The sequence below is a fragment of the Sinorhizobium sp. BJ1 genome (assembly GCF_002531555.1).
In the GTDB taxonomy this organism is placed as follows: domain Bacteria; phylum Pseudomonadota; class Alphaproteobacteria; order Rhizobiales; family Rhizobiaceae; genus Sinorhizobium; species Sinorhizobium fredii_B.
In genome coordinates, this window is the sequence record NZ_NWTH01000017.1 from 125,055 (window position 1) to 144,048 (window position 18,994).

17 protein-coding genes and 1 pseudogene are annotated in these 18,994 nt (G+C 60.3%); 7 read left to right on the top strand and 11 right to left on the bottom strand.

From position 1 onward, the window contains the following. Positions 1 to 2: 2 nt before the first annotated feature. From CO676_RS20920 to CO676_RS35355, 3 genes are all read right to left on the bottom strand, one after another. Complete coding sequence (locus CO676_RS20920; RefSeq protein ID WP_097522491.1) at positions 3 to 1,235, bottom strand: capsular polysaccharide biosynthesis protein; 1,233 nt, start codon at positions 1,233 to 1,235, stop codon at positions 3 to 5. Positions 1,236 to 1,416: 181 nt separating this feature from the next. After that, complete coding sequence (locus CO676_RS20925; protein WP_097522474.1) at positions 1,417 to 2,334, bottom strand: nucleotidyltransferase and HEPN domain-containing protein; 918 nt, start codon at positions 2,332 to 2,334, stop codon at positions 1,417 to 1,419. A 567-nt stretch (positions 2,335 to 2,901) separates the two neighbouring features. Then, complete coding sequence (locus tag CO676_RS35355; RefSeq protein ID WP_179875569.1) at positions 2,902 to 3,093, bottom strand: hypothetical protein; 192 nt, start codon at positions 3,091 to 3,093, stop codon at positions 2,902 to 2,904. A gap of 62 nt (positions 3,094 to 3,155) precedes the next feature. On the opposite strand from CO676_RS35355, the pseudogene CO676_RS35360 reads away from it, so the two are divergent. Next, positions 3,156 to 3,335 (top strand): annotated as a pseudogene (locus CO676_RS35360) (hypothetical protein); the annotation flags it as partial. Between the two features lie 77 nt (positions 3,336 to 3,412). Here CO676_RS35360 and CO676_RS20935 read toward each other — a convergent pair. Continuing rightward, positions 3,413 to 4,228, bottom strand: coding sequence for a calcium-binding protein (locus tag CO676_RS20935; protein ID WP_245424380.1), 816 nt, complete (start codon positions 4,226 to 4,228; stop codon positions 3,413 to 3,415). A gap of 410 nt (positions 4,229 to 4,638) precedes the next feature. On the opposite strand from CO676_RS20935, the gene CO676_RS20940 reads away from it, so the two are divergent. Together CO676_RS20940 and CO676_RS20945 are read left to right on the top strand one after the other, a co-directional pair. After that, positions 4,639 to 4,965, top strand: a complete 327-nt coding sequence (locus CO676_RS20940; RefSeq protein ID WP_097522476.1) for a hypothetical protein — start codon at positions 4,639 to 4,641, stop codon at positions 4,963 to 4,965. A 124-nt stretch (positions 4,966 to 5,089) separates the two neighbouring features. Continuing rightward, positions 5,090 to 5,272: a hypothetical protein gene (locus CO676_RS20945; RefSeq protein WP_097522477.1), complete on the top strand. Its 183-nt coding sequence runs from the start codon at positions 5,090 to 5,092 to the stop codon at positions 5,270 to 5,272. A gap of 418 nt (positions 5,273 to 5,690) precedes the next feature. On the opposite strand, the gene CO676_RS20950 is transcribed toward CO676_RS20945, so the two are convergent. Together CO676_RS20950 and CO676_RS20955 are read right to left on the bottom strand one after the other, a co-directional pair. Then, entirely contained in the window at positions 5,691 to 5,942 is a 252-nt protein-coding gene (locus CO676_RS20950; protein WP_097522478.1) for a hypothetical protein, read from the bottom strand. Positions 5,943 to 6,052: 110 nt separating this feature from the next. Further along, entirely contained in the window at positions 6,053 to 9,184 is a 3,132-nt protein-coding gene (locus tag CO676_RS20955) for an AAA family ATPase (protein WP_097522479.1), read from the bottom strand. Positions 9,185 to 9,659: 475 nt separating this feature from the next. On the opposite strand from CO676_RS20955, the gene CO676_RS20960 reads away from it, so the two are divergent. The 4 genes from CO676_RS20960 (at position 9,660) to CO676_RS20980 (ending at position 15,213) form a co-directional block, all read left to right on the top strand. Further along, the gene (locus CO676_RS20960) at positions 9,660 to 11,264 is read left to right on the top strand and encodes an ABC transporter substrate-binding protein (protein ID WP_097522480.1); all 1,605 of its coding nucleotides are present in this window, start codon (positions 9,660 to 9,662) and stop codon (positions 11,262 to 11,264) included. 249 nt (positions 11,265 to 11,513) lie between these two features. Then, positions 11,514 to 12,530, top strand: coding sequence for an ABC transporter permease (locus CO676_RS20970; RefSeq protein ID WP_097522482.1), 1,017 nt, complete (start codon positions 11,514 to 11,516; stop codon positions 12,528 to 12,530). Positions 12,531 to 12,571: 41 nt separating this feature from the next. Then, a complete protein-coding gene (locus CO676_RS20975; protein WP_097522483.1) occupies positions 12,572 to 13,369 on the top strand; it encodes an ABC transporter permease in 798 nt (265 codons plus the stop codon). 8 nt (positions 13,370 to 13,377) lie between these two features. Continuing rightward, a complete protein-coding gene (locus tag CO676_RS20980; RefSeq protein WP_097522492.1) occupies positions 13,378 to 15,213 on the top strand; it encodes an ABC transporter ATP-binding protein in 1,836 nt (611 codons plus the stop codon). A gap of 179 nt (positions 15,214 to 15,392) precedes the next feature. On the opposite strand, the gene CO676_RS35730 is transcribed toward CO676_RS20980, so the two are convergent. The 5 genes from CO676_RS35730 to CO676_RS21005 form a co-directional block, all read right to left on the bottom strand. Further along, positions 15,393 to 15,704 (bottom strand): AAA family ATPase, encoded by a 312-nt coding sequence (locus tag CO676_RS35730; RefSeq protein WP_245424381.1) that lies wholly within the window; start codon positions 15,702 to 15,704, stop codon positions 15,393 to 15,395. Between the two features lie 56 nt (positions 15,705 to 15,760). After that, positions 15,761 to 16,207 (bottom strand): type II toxin-antitoxin system VapC family toxin, encoded by a 447-nt coding sequence (locus CO676_RS20990; RefSeq protein ID WP_014763624.1) that lies wholly within the window; start codon positions 16,205 to 16,207, stop codon positions 15,761 to 15,763. Then, positions 16,204 to 16,470, bottom strand: coding sequence for a type II toxin-antitoxin system Phd/YefM family antitoxin (locus tag CO676_RS20995; protein WP_041414216.1), 267 nt, complete (start codon positions 16,468 to 16,470; stop codon positions 16,204 to 16,206). Before CO676_RS20995 ends, CO676_RS20990 begins: the two co-directional genes overlap by 4 nt. A 470-nt stretch (positions 16,471 to 16,940) precedes the next feature. Then, positions 16,941 to 17,747 carry a hypothetical protein gene (locus CO676_RS21000; protein ID WP_014763627.1) on the bottom strand — a complete coding sequence of 269 codons (807 nt, stop codon included), beginning with the start codon at positions 17,745 to 17,747 and terminating at the stop codon, positions 16,941 to 16,943. Further along, positions 17,748 to 18,086, bottom strand: coding sequence for a hypothetical protein (locus CO676_RS21005; RefSeq protein WP_014763628.1), 339 nt, complete (start codon positions 18,084 to 18,086; stop codon positions 17,748 to 17,750). Positions 18,087 to 18,994: the final 908 nt, after the last annotated feature.

Genomic DNA, 18,994 nt, shown 5'->3' on the forward strand with positions numbered 1-18,994 from the left:
CGTCACCCGAACGGATAGAGAATGCGTCCGACCAGCCTCAGCCGCCGGTCGGAGAGGCCGCGGAAGAAGCCGATCGGGTCGGCCCGGAAATCTTCGAGGTCGCGGTCGTTGCCGGCGCGGCGGATGGCCGGCGCCGCGATCGCGGTCAGCAGATGTCGCCAGCCGAGAAGGCCGTAGGGACCCCACGGTCGCCAGGCCGGACGGGAAAGGCATCTGGCATCGGGCTCTTCGAGTTGCCGCTTTATTGCGGCGACGGTCGCTTCGAATGACGTTTGCTCTCCGGTGACAGGGTCAAGGTAGCGAGGATAGAGGAGATAGGCGCCGGCGAAAAGCGCTTCCAGGCTGAGCTGCCTGCCGCGGCGCGGGTGCGGCTGCCTGTCATCGGTCAGCCCCCAGCTGGCATAGAAGGGCGAACCTGCCGTCGTCACCTTGATGCCGCGCATGAGCGCCTCGAAGCCGGCCAGCGAGGTGATCGTATAGACATGGTCGATCGTGCGCAGCGCCTCGGCGAGTGGCAAGCTCTCGGTGATTACCTCGCAGAGATGCGCGACTTCGGCCGGATCGGACCGCGCCGGGCGGACACGGCTCACCACATCCGGGTGCGGCTTGTAGAGAATCTGAGCCTCCGGCTGCTCCGCCGCTGCAAGCCGAACGAGACCGTTGTTGGTCATCGGGCTTGGGCAGCCGTATCGGATCGAGGCATCGTCCTCGACCTGGCCGACGACCAGCACGCGCTTGCGCGTCTTGGCGCCATAGACCTCTTCCGCCGTCCGATGAGGTCCGCCATTGTATTTACTGATGCCGCTGTCCAGGAGAAGTGCGATTCCGGCGCGAGCGCGCTCCATCAGCGCCGCATCCGCCTTAAAGTCGTGGGTTGACAGCAGCACTTCGAGATCGGAAGGCCGGCGGCAGTCGAAATAGGGCGTCCTGCTATCGAGCGCCAGGGAGAGGGGAGGGGTGCGGCTGGCGCTCGGGCGTGCCGAACGAAGGAAGCCGTCCTCGACGAACCAGACGGCGATGCTTTGCGCTGCCGCGATTGCGGCCAGCGCCGGCGGCAAGTCGGCGCCCCAGACGAAGACCTCGCATGGTCCCTCGTCGAGAATGCGAAGCTTCCAGGTCCTTTCCAAATCCTTGGTGCTCAAGTTCTTCGGCAGAAAATGAAAGCATCGGTCGGAAAATAAGCGCTCTAGAAACGGCCTCTTCCACTCGGTCACATGGACGGCAAACGTCAGAATCCGCCCTGCTGCTCTGTCGCGAGCGGGGGCGCCCGGCTCTCTTTTGGCTTTTACCGTATTCGTGTTCATTTCTAGCGCAACTGCGGGTGTATCGATTGGAGAACACGCTGGATGTATACCTTTCGAAACATATCGGCCAGTCTTTATCGGCACCCTGGTTAGTTCCCCCCGCCCGGAAATGTCATCTTCGGTCGGGCAGCGTCGCCCTCGAGAACTCTTCCAGTCGCTCCTTGCAGATCACCATAACTATTTGGTGCAGATGCTCAGTTCGCTCGAGCAGCCAAGCAAGCGCTTCGTCCGTGATTTCGAAGTGTTTTGAATAGCGCGCCTTCACATAGGCCTCGTTGAGGATGTTGTACCAGGCGGCGTATCGGTGCTGATCACGCGGCCAAGCCTCAACTAGCCGGCGGTCCTGGTCTTCTGCCAACCCCCGCAGGAACTTCAGGTTATGCGAAGGCGGGCTGTAGTTAGTGAGGGTCAATAGCAGGCAAGAATAGGCAGATTCGACAGCCTGATGCAGTACAAATGCGGCGAGAGCTAGATTGGATTTGTCCAAATAGAAACGGCTCCCTTCGGCGAAGTCGGTAGCGTTTTTGAAGTGCTTTTCAAAATGCTCCTTCGCTACCCTAAGAGCATCGGCAGGAACGAGGCGTTTCGGCTCCGCCAGCGGCCGGTCATCGAGTGCGTAAAGTTCGATGCCCTCGCGCAGAATGTCGACGAAGAAATACTGCCCGTCAGCAAGGAAGTTGTTCACCTCGCGGGCGCCATGGACGATCAGCCCGACCGGGGTGGAGATCCCCTTGTCCCACATCAGCCGGTCGGTCGCCTTGTCCCAATGTTCCGGCTCGGCGAGCTTCTTCGAATTGACGATAACAAGAATGTCGTAGTCGGAGCGGTAGCCCTTCATAGTGTGCGGTTCGTCTACGAAGGTCCCGCGGGCATAGGAGCCGAACAGGATGATCTTCAGGATCCGGCCGCGCTTCTTGAAGGCGGCCGAGCTGCCCTCGAGCGCATCGGAAAACTCCTCGTGGATGATCTCGACGACGCGGGCAAGCTCGCGCTGCTTCTTCTCCGGCAGATGTTCGAGGCTCGATCTCATGCCCAACCGATAGGACAAAGGCGATTCGCCGTCTACTGGCTGTATTCATTGGGTTGGTTAAAGGAATGCCATTTAACGGTGGAAGAATACATAGCCAAGAATTTCGGCCATCCGCACGTGTGTTTTCCGCGAAGCGACCGACCCTATAGATGAATGAAGTGTAGAGCGAGTAGCTCAGCGTCTCGGGCCCGGTCATCAGACGCGAAGCGACGGTGGCTCCAGCTCGTGCCATTGCTGCACTGGACAGCGACGGCTGTTCGCCTCCGAGGCGGAATTGATCACCCCGGCGCCCGAAATTGAGATCCTTCACAGGTCGTCGGGCAAGTTGCCCGAGTGTTCAGTCTCAGGTTCCGGGTGTCCATTGCGTTCACGGCTGATTGCCGTCGGTCTTAAATTCATGATGGTTCCTGCCGGGCAATTTGGCTCGCGGCGGCATTGACTAACGGCGCGTCCATGGTCGATCTTTTCGCGGGTGTGGGAGGGGCTAGAATGAGCTATGAGCGCCAACAAACTCTCTTGAGCGAGGCAGATCTCGTAAAGCGAGCCGAGGCTACTGTGCCGAGAATGCTAGCGCATCCGGCGATCACCCTTGATCAGGTGACACGGCTGCGCGGTCACATCGACGAGTGCATCGAAAGACTCGGGAACCTGGTCGCCGAAATGGAACTCGTTGGAGCGGATCGCCTTTGCCTTCAAGCAGCCGAGGTGATACTCCGAGCGTGGAGAGGCTTGGCGTACGACGCGGCAGAGCGAGAGCAATCGTTAGAGAGCGCTCCCCTCGAAGTTCAAGAGGCGCCTTCCGATCGTACAGGCGGATCACAGGGCGCGAAGGCGGAATATCATGCTTGAAAAGCGCCTACGGCTTAGCGCGTAGCATCTGGCGCGGCCTTGACCATTTCAAGGCCCAATGCCTGATCTTCCGTCGCGGCGCATCGGCTTTTTCACGCGCAGCGGGCTTTGATATCGATCCGACATACATGCACGACGTATCGGCCAAATAGAGGCCTGCGACGTGCCTCCGATAGCGCACAAAGGCCTTCTCCTCGACGGAAAGGGCCTCCCTCTGAAACGATGCTCGTTAAGCGACAAAGAAATCCGCTGCGGTGACCCCGAGGTTTGTGCTGACTGTCGCGAAATGAACTGAACCGCCGGCGGCATTTCCGTTGCTGTCGTAGAACAGTTTGCCGGTGTCACTCTCATAGATGATCCGGTCGCTGGCGTCGGCCGCCAGGCCGGTGGTGTTCTTGACGAACTGCGCCGCAGTTAATGTCGCCGTACCCACAATTGCTTTGAAGACAGCGTTCTGCAACCGGATCGTGTCATTGGCGACATTGAAGTCTGTGATGCTGTCCACGTTAGTCGTGGCGCTCAGTGTTGTATTGAAGAAGAAGCTGTCGTTTCCAAGCCCACCCGTCAGCTTATCCTTTCCCGCCCCTCCGTTCAGAATGTTGTTCCCGCTGTTGCCGCCGGTGAGGGCGAGGCTCTCGACGTTCGTAGCGAGAGTCAGGCTGATGCTCGACTTGGCGGTGTCGGTGTCGGTGCCGCTGCTGGCTGCCTCGGTGACGACGTCGCCAGCGTTGTCGACGACATAGGTGTCGTTGCCGAGACCGCCAATCAGCCGGTCTGCGCCGACGCCGCCATTGAGCACGTTATTGGCAGCGTTGCCGGTCAGGGTGTTGGCGAGGCTGTTGCCCGTGCCATTGAGCGCAGCGGTGCCTGTTAGGGTGAGGTTCTCGACCTCCGCCGCAAGCGTGAGGTTGACGCTCGACTGGACGGTGTAGGTGCCGCCGCAGGACGCCCAGGTGACGACGTCGCCGGTATTTTCGACGACATAAGTGTCGTTGCCGAGGCCGCCGATGAGCGGTCGGCTCCGGCGCCGCCGTTCGGGGGGCACTAACGATCAGTCAGGCTAAAAAGATCGATGCCGTGAAGCGGGGCCGGCCGAATTTCGCTTCGATGCGCAGCCTTGGCATGCGCTTCCGGAAATTTGTGCAGCCGTGACCTACGGGAGCGCCAGCTGGGCAAGGGTTGTATTTGACTTTACTAATTTACCTCTTGGTGTATTATCGTTGCGGCGTCGGTTGCCTGGGGGATAAGATGATGCGCAGCTCGCTCCTTGCAGGTCACTCCTGTTGCTTCTCAGCCCAGACCAATCTCATTGCTGAACAGCAACAACATGTCTCTAGCCTTCTTACTCCTAGTGCAGAATTCGGCTCATTTGGCGCGAATGAGATAGTCGACGAACCGTTGATCACTTGCACATGAATCCGGGCGAGTCACCCCTGCAGCGATTGGAGATAAATCATGCCAGCCAATTGGGACCCCATTCAGATAATAACTAATGGACGCGTGGACTCTTCAACGGGGCCGTTGGTTCTGACCGGCAACAAGACGCCGAAGTGGGTCGACGCTTGGATTGTCCAGTCGAGCACGGGTAGCGCCCAGACCTACTACGGATCGGCAACCAGCGGCGCTTTTGCGACGGCGGGCAAATGGATTGCGAACGTCCGACTCTACAACCGGGGAACATTCCAGCCGGGGCCAGCAGTAGGAATAGCTCTGGTTTATTGGAAAGAAGGCAATAACAATGGGTACATCTGGTGGTCTGAGGATCCAATTGAACTGCAGTAGGCCGCGGTATCGGTGTGGGGCGAGTCGCCAAAGGGCATTCGACAGACGGCTCAGTGACTTTAATCCGCTCGTCACCAGCCGCATGTCTGCCCAGTGTCCGACAAGCAAGAGGAGGACGCAGAATATGAAGGACGTAACGATTACAATCGTGAAATTGGAAGAAGGCGGCTATCGTGTGATAGTCAACGATGACACTGGCACCCAGGAAAATGCCGAGGGGTCGAAAGGCAATGACTCCTTCTTTACTTACGACGACAAGGACGACGTCAAAAAGAAGCTCGACGAAATCTTGAATAGCCTCGAATAGCTGACTTGCGGCAATCGTTCTGCGTAGGCCGAAGGCGGACGAATGGCCTTCCGAAGGCTTCAGCCTAAGCAACTATCCCTCTAGCCACAACCGAGTCGCGGATTCTGAGACGTGGATCCCTCGGTAGCGACGCAGCGCCTCGGACGCGGAAGTGACCGCCTCGTTCCCGCGTCCTGAAGGCTTGAGCACCTGCGACAGGTCCATCAGCGCCTCCGACCCAGCGGTTGATGAAGTCGGTCGCTTCGGCGAGCACCGCAGCTTCGCGAGCGAGCGCCGTGATGTGGCACTCCGAGCATCGTCGAATGTCCTACACTCGAAGCTACCGCCGCGCGCATACCGCTATTGCCTGATCCGCGCTCTTGGGCCGGCGGTGGGTGGCCTTCGCCCTTTCCGTGGGGGCTACTTCGGCTGGATAGCCTCACGTCCAGTGAAACGCGATTGTCTTTCCGTCCGTTTTCTTCGACACCATCACCCTATCCCGAGTGCCCGGCCGGACTGGAACCGTCTCCAAAGTGATCGTGTCGGGGGTCCGGTTCATCGTCCACGTTTCCCCCTTGATGGGACTAAGCAGGAAGGCCACGCAGGCGCCACTCTTCTGGATAACCCAAGCAGCAAGCCTCAGCACCGTCTCGCCCGATTCGAGCTCCAAAGGGCCAGCGGGTGAGACCATTTATGCTCGTCGATCGGCGACATTATCGAAGTTGGCTGGCATCACATCACCTCGGATCCGGAGCGGTTCACAAGGAGGTGCGGCGATATTCCTTGCCACCTCCCACGGCGTCACATTTTGACGAGTTTGCCGAGGCGGAGCCGGGTTGCGGCCGCGGCGACCACGTTTCCCTTCAGCTCGTATAGGTGCAGCGCTCCGGTCGCAGCGGCGACCGCGTCGTCGGGTCGGGGGGAGGCCTCGAGCACGTGAGAGAGGTCGACCAGTGCATCCGCCCGGTCGTTGACGAAGTCGGTCGCTTCGGCGATCGCCAATGCCTCGCGCGCGAGCGCCTCCGCCGCCCTGATCTCTGACCGCCGCGCAAGCACGCGTGCGCGCACGCGACGCCAACGGACCTGCGTCACCAGGTCGCCGCTCGCAGCCAGCTCGGCACTGAGCCTGGCAAAGTCCTCGGCCTCCTCGTCGCGTCCCTGTTCGAGGATAATGACGGCGAGGGACGCGGCCATCGTCGAACGGAACGCGCGCTCGCCCATCTCCTCGAGCGCGCGATACGCCGCGCGCGCGCTCCTCTCGGCGGCAGCGGGGTTCCCGGCGAGCAGCTCTACGACGGCCTCGTGCTCGGAGGACGCCACGTAAAGCGTGAGGCCGAGATCGGCGTAAGTGGCGTTGCTTGTCGCGATCAGTTCGCGGGCAATCGCGAAGCGGCCGACAATCGCATTGAGGCATGCAAGCTGGCGGAGGATCGCTGCCTCAGACTCGAGACTTTCGCCCACCTCCGCACGCATCGCCTCGCAGCGACGGATTCCCTCGGCCGCCGGGGTGGGCCCGAACCAGAGCGAGGACGCGATCCACGTGAGAATCTCGTAGTACTCGTGCAGATCCCCAGCTCGTCGCGCGTGGGCAGCCGCGCGCTCCCACGCTGCGGCGGCCGCCTCGCCGCGAGCCCCGTTAAAAAATAGCCACGCTTCGAGCCGCCTTGCACGGCACAGGCCGAGGTCGTCCCCGAAGCCCTCGAACACCGGGATCACCTCGGCCGCCGCGTGTGCCGCCTTCTCCAGCCCGCCCTCTTCGCCGTGGAGAAGTCGGAGGAACTGCCGCTGGACGCGCACGTGCGCTGCCAGCCGCTGGTCGTTAGCTGCGCCGGCCAGCCCGCCCGCTTCGTCCAGCACACGCCCGGCATCGTCCAGCCGGCCTCTTTCGATCAGCGCGCCGCTCAGCTCGGCGAGCAGCGCGATGCGCCGTGGATCATCGGCGAGAAGCAGCCGGGAAACCCGCTCGAGCAGGCTGATCGCCGCCGGCAGGTCGCCGCGGACAAGCGCCCGCCGCCCGGCTGCCTCGAGCCGTTCGCACGCCCGGGCGGCGAGCGAGGCCGCACGCACGTCGCGCGGGCCGAGCGCGACACGGCACTGAAAGGCCTGTTCGAGGTGATAGCCGACAATCTCCTCGAACTCGCGTAGCCGGTCCTTGGCCGTTATCTCGAGCCAGGCGGCGAAGCGCTCATGCAGGTCGGCGCGCGCATTCTTCGGCAGGGAGCGATATGCGGCGTCGCGGATCATGCCGTGACGGAAGCGATAGGCCCTCTCGCCGACAAACAACGGCGCCTCCGGGCGGATTAGATCCCGGCGGACGAGCGCGAGCAAGCCGTCCTCGAGTTCGTCGAGCACAGGGCAGGCGAGCTCGTTGACGGCGCTCCGATGGAATACTGCGCCCTCGACCGCTGCGGCCGTCAGGATAGCACGCTCGAGGCATGGGAGGCCTTCGAGGCGAGCAGCCAGAAGCGCGTTAATTGTCGAGGGGACCGGCAGCTCGGAAAGATCCGAGCGAGCGACCCAGCAGTCCTCATTGCGCCTAAGCAGCTCTTCATCAACGAGCATTGCCACAAGCTCTTCCGCAAACAGCGGGTTACCGCCGGCGGCGCGTGTGATCATCAACTCGACCGCGGGTGATAGCGGGAGTCGGTCGAGCAGATTCGAGATCATGTCGCGAGATTCCGCTTCACTCAGCGGTTCAAGCGCGAGCGTCGTCGCATTTGGCTTCCCGCCTCCCCAATCGGGCCGCGTATCGAGCAGTTCTGATCGTGCAGTGCCGACAATCACTATGGGGAAACCGCGGGAGAAATCGACCAGATGCTCGATGAGGTCTAGGAATGTCGGGTCGGCCCAGTGGAGGTCTTCCGCCACGATCACCAGCGGTCGTTCTCGTGCGAACACCTCGAAAAGTCGCCGGACGGCCCAGAAAGTCTCTTCGCGGGTGCCTGGGTCTCCCTCGCCGAACCCTAGCAATTCAGCTATGCGCTCTGCGATGAGTTTGGCTTTGTCGACTCCGGCGAGGATTTCTCCAATCGCCGCCACGGATTGCTTGGCGGGGTCGGCGCCGGCAGCCCGCGTGATCTCCCGGACAATGTCGGCAAGTGGCCAATAGGTAATGCCGTCGCCGTAGGGCAGGCAGCGGCCATGCGCGACAATCACGTCGCCCGGAAGGTTTGCGGCGACTTCCGAAACAAGCCGCGATTTTCCTACCCCGGCCTCGCCCAGTACGGTCAACAGATGACAGGTTCTATTGCTGACCGAGTCACCAAAGATGGTGCTGATCATCGCACGCTGTCGCTTGCGTCCGACGAACGGCGCCTCGAAGCGGCGTTGAAAGCCGGTAGCTCTGGCGGAGACGTCTACCACGATGATGGCAGGGAACGTCTCGCCATGCTTGACCGCGCGCGGGCTGCTGGACTCGACAACAACGGCGTGGCGAACCAGCTTGTGAGTTGCTTCTCCAATCAGGATCTCGTTGGCCGCCGCGGCCTCCTGGAGACGCTTGGCAACACGCACAGCTTCGCCAGTGAGAAATCGATGTCCCTGTCTGTCGATGCCAGTAAAGACCTCCCCGGTGTTGAGGCCAATCCGATGAGCCAGCTGAACGCCCCAACCCGTCTCAAACTCATGGTTGAGCGTCGCAAGTGTGTCGCGCATCTCGACAGCGGCGGATACGGCCCGGAGGGCGTCATCCTCGTGAAGCATTGGCACGCCAAACACGGCCATGATCTCGTCACCGACGTATCGCTCCACGACGCCACCGTGCCGCTGGATGATGGAGGTCATCTCGTCAAAGTAGCGGGCGAGTAGTTCCCGGAGTGCCTCCGGATCGAGGGTGAGGCTAAGGCGGGACGAATCTACGATGTCGACAATGAGAATTGTTATCGTCTTGCGAACGTCTTCTGCCGGCTTTCGCTCCGCCTCAAGCCCGGCCATCACAATGCCCCTCGGCTCTGGTAGGAATTGGGCTCGGTCGTTTGATCACCGCCATGCCTCCAACTCGCGCCGTTTCGGCTTCGGCCGGATTTTCAGGCTTGCCATGGGTTCCGGGATGTTGAACTCCATGTGAGCCTTCGATCTGTTCTGGGCTTCGGGGTATGCTAGCACCTGTTCCCTCAGCGCTCCAGCGGCCCGCGTGACTGAGAGAAGCGCCTGCCGGTTGGAGCCTCCTCACTTCCGCCAATGGGAAGGCGATCATGACCTCATCAGTTTGACCCTGACACCCATGCAGCATGGATCCCGATGCAATGTTTCAGGGAGCGAGTTCGCCCTCGCCAAAAATCGCTGGCAGCCTGGCTCGGCTGGGGTCGCTGTAGCGAACGACTATCTCCCTTGGGACAAGCGACATTGATTGCGGATTGCGTAGAATTCAGTCAGCCTGTGCGTCAGGATTTCACCGAGGGAGGGGCAAATGGCAAACGGGTTGACACGGCGTCGCATCTTAGTCGCTGGAATGACGCATGCCGCCTTCGTCTCCATCGCGGGAAGCTTCGCGATAGCGCCTTCGGCAAAGGCAGACGAGCAGATTGAATCGATCACGTTGGCGCTGCCTAGCATTCCCGATACACTTTTCATTCCGCATGCTTGGACGACCTATACTGGCGCGATCATGTCGCTCGTCCAGGAAGGACTGCTAGCCTTCGGCGACGATCTCGCTCTTGAACCCGCATCGGCCGACAGATGGGAGGAGGTCAATCCGACGACGATCAAGTATCACCTGCGAGGCGGCATCAAATTCGGCGACGGAAGTCCGCTCACGGCTGACGACATTGTCGCCACGTTCAAATATCACATGAGCCCGGAGTCCGGTTCACAGCTCGCTTCGTTCTACAATTCGGTGGCGACGGTCGAGGCGACGGCCACCGATGAGGTGACCGTCAAACTGAAGGCACCGAACGTGCAGTTCGCCTTTACGCCCGCCCATATGGCGGGTTTCGTATTCAAGAAGGAACAGCTCGCGGACAAGAAGATCGGAACGCCCGAGGTACTCCCGCTTGGGACTGGCGCCTACAAGCTCGTCGAATTCGTTCCGACAGATCATGTCATCCTCGAGGCGCGCAACGACTACTGGGGACCGAAGCCAGTCGTCAAACGGATCACCTTGCAGGCGATCCCAGACCGTCCGGCTCGGCTTCTCGCCATGCAGCAAGGCGAGATCGACGGCACTTTCGATCTCGCCATCTCCGACATCGACCAGTGGAAGGCGCTAGGTAACGTCGACATCGTCGCCGCGCCGTCGCTAGGCGTATACTTGCTGACTCTAGACCATTCGGCGCCGCCGTTCGACGATATCCATGTGCGTCGTGCCGTTGCCTATTCGGTGGATCGGAAGGGCCTAGTCGAGGCACTCCTCAAAGGCAACGGCGAGGCGGCGACGGCATTGAATCCACCCGAAATCTGGTCGGGAGTGCTGCCTGCTGACGAGGTTCGCGCCTTCTACGCTACATTGTTGCCGAACTATGCGTTCGACTTGAAAAAGGCGAAGGCCGAGCTGGCGCAATCCAGTTATCCGGACGGCTTTGACGTCACCATCCCAGCGCCGACCGCCGATCCTTACATGGTCAACATCATGCAGTCGGTGACGGAGAACCTGAAGCAGATAGGTATCCGCGCACACATCCAGGAGAGCGACAACAACACCTGGTTCACGAACTACATGAACCACGACAAACTAGGCATGCAGATCATGGCGTACTATCCGGACTTCGCCGACGCGGCCAACTACCCCTCGCTCTTCTTCTCAAGTGCGAATGCTGGGAAGGATGGCATGAACGGCTCGAACTTCAACAACTCCGAAGTCGATGCGAACCTGAAGATCGCCAACGAGAACGCCGACCCGAAGGCGCGTGCCGATGCGTTAAAGAAAGTGTTTACGATCGCCAACGAGGAAGTCGCAGTCGTGCCGATCTTTTGGCCTACCTCGGCGATGGCGATCAATAAGAAGTACAAGCTCACCGGCTACACCGCCTTTTGGTACAGTATTCCGTGGGCGATGCGAGGTTTCGGCCTAAAATAAAGACATCGCGGGGCCACTTGGCGACGGCCATTTTTCATCGTTTTCGCCGTAGCGACTGCTCGGCGTTCGACAATTACCCGGCTCGACAAGCCGACGACGCCGACATATAGTTCATGAAGACAGGAACCGATGCACCCCGTTCGGCCGGGCTGGAACTATGTGCGGCGCTCGTTGAATCCGGTGTCGAGTCGGAGCCAGTCGTCTTTCCGCGCGAAGGCCATAGCGTGCGCGAACGGGAGCACCAGCCCGATGCATGGCGCCGCACCATCGACTGGTTCGACCGCTATCTCGGGTCTCCCCGGTGACGGCTCGAGTCTCGTCGTCTTCGTCACGCGACGGTTCGCCGTGACGATCCCACTCCTCCTTATAATCTCCTTCGGCGTCTTCACCCTGGTTCACATAGCACCCGGCGACCCGGTGCGCTCCCTGCTTGGCGCACGCGCGTCAGACGCGGCAACGCTCGCAGCCATCCGCGCGCGTTACCATTTGGACGATCCGTTCCTCGTTCAATATGGCACGTGGCTGTCGCAGGTGATCCGAGGCGACCTCGGCGTCTCCATCCAGGGCAACCGGGCGGTAACGAGCACCATTGCGGATCGGCTCGGCGTCACCATTTTCCTCAGCTTGATGAGCACTGCTCTTGTTCTCGGCCTCGGTATCCTGCTCGGTGCGGTCGCCGCCTTCCGCCGTGGCACGCGGCTCGACCGGGCGGTCGTCATGTTCGGTGTGTTCGGCATCAGCTCTCCGGCCTTTGTCACCGGCATTTTCCTTCTCTATGTCTTCGGCGTTCTGCTACACTGGTTCCCGACCTTCGGTCCGGGAAGGGGATTCCTCGACCGTGCCTGGCACCTGACGCTTCCTGCGCTAGCGCTTGCGATGTCGGTCATGGCGCTCGTCGTCAAAATCACGCGCGCAGCAATGATCGAGGAGCTAGCCCGAGACTACGTCACGTTTGCGCGGGCGCGAGGACTGAGTTCGCGACGCATTTTGTTTGCTTACGTGCTCAGGAACTCTCTCATTCCGGTGGTCACGGCCGCAGGGCTCGTCGTCGTCGGTATCGTGGCCGGCACAATTTACGTCGAGGTCACCTTTTCTTTGCCAGGTCTCGGCGCCTTGACGATCGATGCGATCCAGAAGCGCGACATTCCAACGATCCAAGGGACCACCCTGGTATTCTCCGCCTTCGTTGTGCTGATCAACCTTGCGGTTGACGTGATCTATACACTGATCGACCCGCGCATCCGTTTCGGCAGAGTCGCGTCATGAGCGCCCCAGCCATCGGCGAGACAAGTAGCAGGAAGCGGCCATTGCGCGTTCCAATCGCCATTCTCATTGCTGCGCTAATTATGACCACGGTGGTGATCTGCGCCGTCCTTGGGGAGAGGATCGCCCCCGACTCGCCCTTCCTCCAGCGTCTCTCTGTCGGCGACGCGCCGCCTTCCCCAGTCCACATTGCCGGGACGGATCTACTCGGCCGCGATGTGCTGTCTCGCGTGATCTACGGTGCGAGAGCGGCCCTGGTCGGCCCAGTCGTTGTCGCCGCCGGAGCTTTCGCGATCGCGACCCTGCTTGGCCTTCTTTCGGGCTATCTCGGCGGTCTGGTCGATTCGGCAATTATGCGCTGGGTGGATTTCATGTTTTCGTTGCCGGGGCCGCTCGTGGCAGTTGTCGTCGTCGGCGCCGTGGGGGGCGGATACTGGATCGCCGTCCTCGTTCTGGTTGTCCTTTTCTCTGCTCCCGATACGCGCATTGTGCGGAGCGCAGTCCTCGAGCAGCGACCGCTTCCTTATATCGAAGCCGCTCGCACTCTCGGCATCTCGAAGACGCGTATTCTGTTCGTGCACATCCTCCCGAACGTCGCGCCGATCATCCTCGCGTATGTGGTCCTCGACTTTGCCTTCGCGCTGGTCAATCTCGCCGGGCTGTCGTTCCTCGGGCTAGGCATTGAGCCCGGGACCCCTGACTGGGGTCGGATGCTCTTCGAGAACCGCAATATCCTCTTCTCCAATCCGGTTGCGCTGCTCCTGCCCGCAGGAATGATCATCCTAACCGCGGTCAGCATGAACCTCATCGGCGACTGGCTGTTCGAGCGGTTTGCCAAGTGAACACGGCCGTGACACGGGCAGGTCAAGAGGGTCCGCTCCTCGAGGTCGAGGGGTTAGCGATCTCACACGGCGCGGTGCCCATTACGACATCTTTGGGCATCGTGGTGGAGCGGGGCGAGACCATTGCGATCGTCGGCGAATCCGGGTCCGGAAAATCGCTCACGGCGCGGGCAATCGCCGGAATATTGCCGCCAGGCATAAATGCCACGGGCGCCGTCACGCTCGACGGCCTCCCCCTGATGCAGCTTGCCGAGAGCGAACTCCGCAAGATCCGCGGGTTTCGCGTGTCGATGCTTATGCAGGATCCGTTCACGATGCTGAATCCACTCATGCGAAGTGGCGACCACATTGACGAGATGCTGCGCGACAGGCCCGAATTCGCCTCACGCGCCGCAAGAGCGGAGGAGGTGAAAAGACGACTCGCAGAGGTCGGCATAGTCGACGAGGATGTAGCCCGCCGCATGCCATTCCAACTGTCTGGGGGCATGTGCCAGCGCGTCGCACTTGCCGCCGCTCTTGCTCGCGACCCGGAGCTGCTCATCGCCGATGAGCCCTCGACGGCACTCGACGTAACGACTCAGGCGGAGATCATCAAGCTCCTGCGTCGTGTCCAGCGCGAGCGACAGATGAGCCTCATTCTCATTACCCACAACCTGCGGCTCGCGTTCTCGACCTGCCAGCGCATCTATGTGCTCTACGCCGGCTCAATGCTCGAAGTCGGCGACGCCGCAGCTATCGAGCGTCAGCCGTTCCATCCTTACACCTTAGGACTTCTGCTTTCGGAACCGCCGGTCGATATGCGCGTGCCTCGACTCGTCGCGATCCGGGGTTCCGTGCCGCGTGCGGCCGATGTTGTCGACAGCTGTGGTTTCGCCGAGCGCTGCGATTGGGTGAAGCAGATTTGCCGCGCCGGCAAGCCGCCGCTGGCCGCTCGCGATGCGAATCGGTTCACTGCATGCATCCGTCAGGACGAGATCCAGGGCGATCTCGACGCTCTGCGCACGGTGGCGCTCTCGGCGGCGCCGATAACGCCGCGTCCGGGAGAAACCGCAGGGGCGCTCGTTCGCGTCGACGCGCTCGTCAAGACATTCGTGGGGAGACGAGGCCGTCCGGTCTGCGCGGTAAAGGACGTATCGCTACACATTATGCCCGGGGAAAGCGTCGGCCTCGTCGGCGAATCGGGCTCGGGCAAGACCACGCTCGGGCGCTGCCTCGTCGGCCTCGAAACGCCAACTGCGGGTGACATCCTTATCAACGGCATCGCGGCAGCGGATTTCGGCGCTATGGCGAAGGCGGACCGCGCCCGCGTTCGGCGGACAATTCAGATGGTCTTCCAGGATCCGTATGCGACACTAAATCCCAGGCATAGCGTCGGGCAGGCCCTGGGCGAGGCGCTCGGGGCGTCGGCGGGCGCTACCAGCCCAGCGACGCCGGAACGGATTGCGTCGCTGCTGGCAGAAGTCGGCTTGTCTGCCGCGTACGCCACGCGCCGTCCGGTGTCGCTCTCGGGCGGCGAGCGCCAGCGAGTCGCCATCGCACGCGCGCTTGCTGTCAAACCGGCAATACTCGTTTGCGACGAACCAGTATCTGCCCTCGACGTCTCGGTGCAGGCGCAAGTGCTCAACCTATTCAGGCGCCTGCAAGTTGAGCACGAGCTCTCATATCTCTTCATCACGCACGACCTCGCAGTAGTCCGCCAGATCACCGAGCGCATTTATGTCCTCTATCTTGGCGAGATCGTCGAGGAGGGGCCGACGGAGAGGGTCATCAGCAACCCGCAGCACCCGTATACACGTCGCCTCCTTGAATCGATCCCGCGCTCGGCTATCCAATGTGCCCCCTGAGCTACAAACCAGCAGGGCATTCGATGCATTCCTACTCGCGCTTGCGCCGAGGGATTGGGACATTTCGAATTTTCCGTGACCTGCGTCCAAGTGAGCGGCTCGAAGCCGTGGCGCCCGGCCGGGCGGGCGGTGACAATTGCGCGAACGCGCCCTTCTACCCGATCGTCGCGCGCGATCGATCAGTCCACGCAGGTTTTGAAAGAGGTTCGGGAGGCGATGAACTTCATCGAGAATGACGAGCTTGTCCACGTGGTGCTCGAGGTAGAGCCCGGTTCGCTGAGCTTGGCGCGATCAGCATCGGACTCGAGATCGAGGTAGATCGAGGGACGCCGCTCGGCGATAGCGAGTGCAAGCGTCGTTTTTCCTACCTGCCGTGGGCCGATAAGCGCGAGGGCGGGGTTTGTATCGACGAGTTCTGTCAGCGTGGTGGTAATATGGGGCTCAATTATCCTTACATTTATGGAGTTTGATTCCAGAATTGCTAGGTTCAAATGCTTTGTCGCCGGTGCATGGCGTGAAATTGCATCGAGTCTCACGGCATAATATATTAGGGGATCACTTGAGCCGGGGATTTCACTTTGATCCCGAAAGGACGAAAGTGTTTCAGGTTGGACGTGATGACCGTCAGCTGGTGAAAGCTGGCGGTTCCCGCGATCATGGCATCGGACGCTCCGGGATTGTGACCGGCTGCAATGGCCCGGGCTTCCAACTTGCCGCCTTCGCGTGCAACGTCCGCGTCAACAGGCAGAATCCTGTCACTGTAACCGGCGATCAACCCTTGCAAGAATAGTTCGATCCCTGCCGCCTTGGCCTTCGCGCCCTTAGCTTCCAGAAGCCGCACGCCCTTTTCAATTTCGTGGACGGTAACGGCTGACAGGTAGACCCCGCTAAGCTGCTCCTTCTCTTCCAGCCAGTCCGAAAATCCAGGCGTGGCCGTGGCCTTGGAGGGCGAAAACATGGAAATTGCGTTCGTATCGAGAAGGTAGCCGGTCACAGATCGACCTTACGCGAGGGAGCGGGATTTCGGGCGAAAACAGCATCGTCAAGATCGATGTCGGCCGGGAACGATGTTAGGTAATGGACTAGGCTAGGGCGCTCTTTATGAAGCGCCTTCTTTGCCGCTTCCGCGGCTCCAACAGAGACGAGGACTGCAGCTGCCCGGCCGTGGCGAGTGATCGTGACAAACTCACCAGCGGCAGCTTGATCCACGATATTCGAGAAACCAGCTTTGGCGTCCTTCAGGCTGATGGTTGACATCATGGCCTCCTAAGAGTGGTCATATGTGACCCTTTTAGACGCTGCGGCCGGTGAAATCAAGGGCAAACTGGTGCGGATCAATCCCCATTGAGGACACTAAGCGTAATCTCTGCCCCAGCATTGTTATCATATGAACAAACTTCGCGTCTGCTATCTCGGTCGCGACTACTCCGCTGCACTCGAGGCGGCATGCAGTTCGCCCGAGGGCCGGTGACAAGGCTTTCGAGGCGTTCAGCCCTGGTTGAAGTTTGGCGATGCGCGCTTTCCGCCTCAGCGATCGCCGTCTCGATTAAGGTGCAACTAGCCGAGGTCGAGCGCGCTGGTAACTCGTCGCACGACGTTGAATTCCTCTGGTGACGAAAGCCGCGGCGATCCTTCGCTCCATCGGCGAAGAGGGACGGCCCAGTCCTCCGGAGTGTTCCAAATACTCGCAACTCGAACGACGACCACCGACAGTTCCTCACCGGTTTCTAGCTCCAATCAGCAGGTGTTTCGGGAAGATCTGGGACTACTTCATGCTCTGTCGTAGACCTTCGGTATTCGATGCCATCGGTGGAAAGGTCGTAAACTTCGACTGGGACGCCGTGGGCATTCAGGGCAAGGATTCCGACTAAGTCCGGAGGGGCGTTACGCACGTAGCTTTCCGCGCGATCAAGGGTCCTGACAAGTTCGTCCCTTATGATCTCGGCCGTCCAGTCTTCTGGCAGCCCGCGTACAGTCGTATACTCGTCTGCTCTTACGGAAAGACCTCGCCTGCGAATTTCGTCGATAGAGCGCAAAGGCGAGTAATTCGGCGGCTTGCCGGACGCGGCCATAACTAGAGGCCCGAGCCGACACATGTGAGCATCTATCATCAGGAGATCGACGAAATCACGAGGCTTTGTCCGCGTCGAAGCGGCCAGAACCTTGTTTACAGCAAGATCCGCGCGATGGAGGCGTGCACCCCATTCTTCATCCCGAATCAGGGGAAAGAAGCGAGTGCGGGTTTCACTCATCCACTGTACGAGAGTTCTGTCCCCGCCACGCATCACAGTCGCTTCCACGCAGCCATAGACATCGATGTCCTTCACTACCACGAAGCTATCCGCCTTCAGTGTTTCGATGTCTTTGTCTGCAGCCGATCCAATCTCTTCATCGGTGTCGTGGAAAATATCTATGTCATCCGAGATACGCGGCCAGTTTGCGTTCAGAACCAGACCGCCAGCGATGTAGCTTGTGTCGGATCTGTTCTTGGCTATGGACGCCATTATCTCCTGTTGGATTTGGGTGAGGGCCATCTAGACAAGCTCTCCCAGTTCAGTCGCCATCTTACGACCCATAGAAAAAGCTCTTGCATCGCCGCGTTCCATCAACGCGTTAGCTACGACGCGTGCTTTCCTCGTCAGATCGTCCAGCTTGCTGATGTCGATATTATCAAAGACCCGCAAGCCATACCTTTCAGTTGCGACCTGGATAAAGTCGGCCAGGCGCTTTTCGAGGCGATGTCTCTCGCGCAAGTCTGCTGCTTGATTCACGATCTCATCGCGCTTCGCCTTCGGAACGAGAACCTCCACTCTCACGAGGTCTGCTGCTCCGCCGCTTTCTCGATATTTCTTGATCCGATCCTTAGCGGCCATGTCTGCACTCCTATACACCCTAATCTAAGATATGGCGTATCCGGGATACGGGTCAAGGGGACGCAGAGAACGGTCTCAGACCGCGAAGTAAGCGCTGAATACACGCTGAGAGATTGTGACCGCAAACATTCCGCTCCTGTTATCCCCGATGGTGCCCGGATGCGGTCGATAGAAGCTAGCAATAATGCCCTTTTTGAAACTTAACGCGGGAGCCGCTTGCCCTGTTACATCCGCTCCGGCAGCCACAAGGAGGCTCTCTGCAGGTCATGCTTTGCCGCACCACCGGCAGCAAGCGGCTCGCATTTCCCAGAAACCTGCGACGTGGCGTTCCGCTGGGCGGAAAACCACGCGGTCCTTTCCTGCAGTTGCGAGATCTGCTGCCGCAGTGTACCCCTCCGGTGACGGCCGCCTTGCTGAGGTAGGCTGAAGGCTGCAAGTCCTAGGGCAAGCACTTCTCTATTCGGCGGTTGCCCTTGTCAGTAAAAGCCTATGGCTCACGAAACTATTCAAGTTCACCCAGGTCCTGTTGACAAAGTTGCTCTGGGACATTCATCCTGGGTAATGGAGTTTGACAACGTTAGAAAACCTCTCTCAAACATTCCTGCCAATCGGTGTCCGTGCTGCCATTTCCGCACGCTGCATGAACGGGGCGGGTATGAAATATGCGCGGTATGTTTCTGGGAAGATGACGGACAGGACGTCCACGATGCTGGCGACGTTCGAGGCGGTCCTAATGGGACGCTGTCGCTCACGCAGGCACAATTCAATTTCCAGCAGTGGGGTGCTTCTGATCCGGCGGCGCGCGGGCACGTTCGGCCACCCACGGACGCTGAGCATTGAAAACACAGGGATTGAACTAACCCGCTGACGCGGGAGAGGTCGGGTTTGGAGGCGCGGTCTCCTGGTGG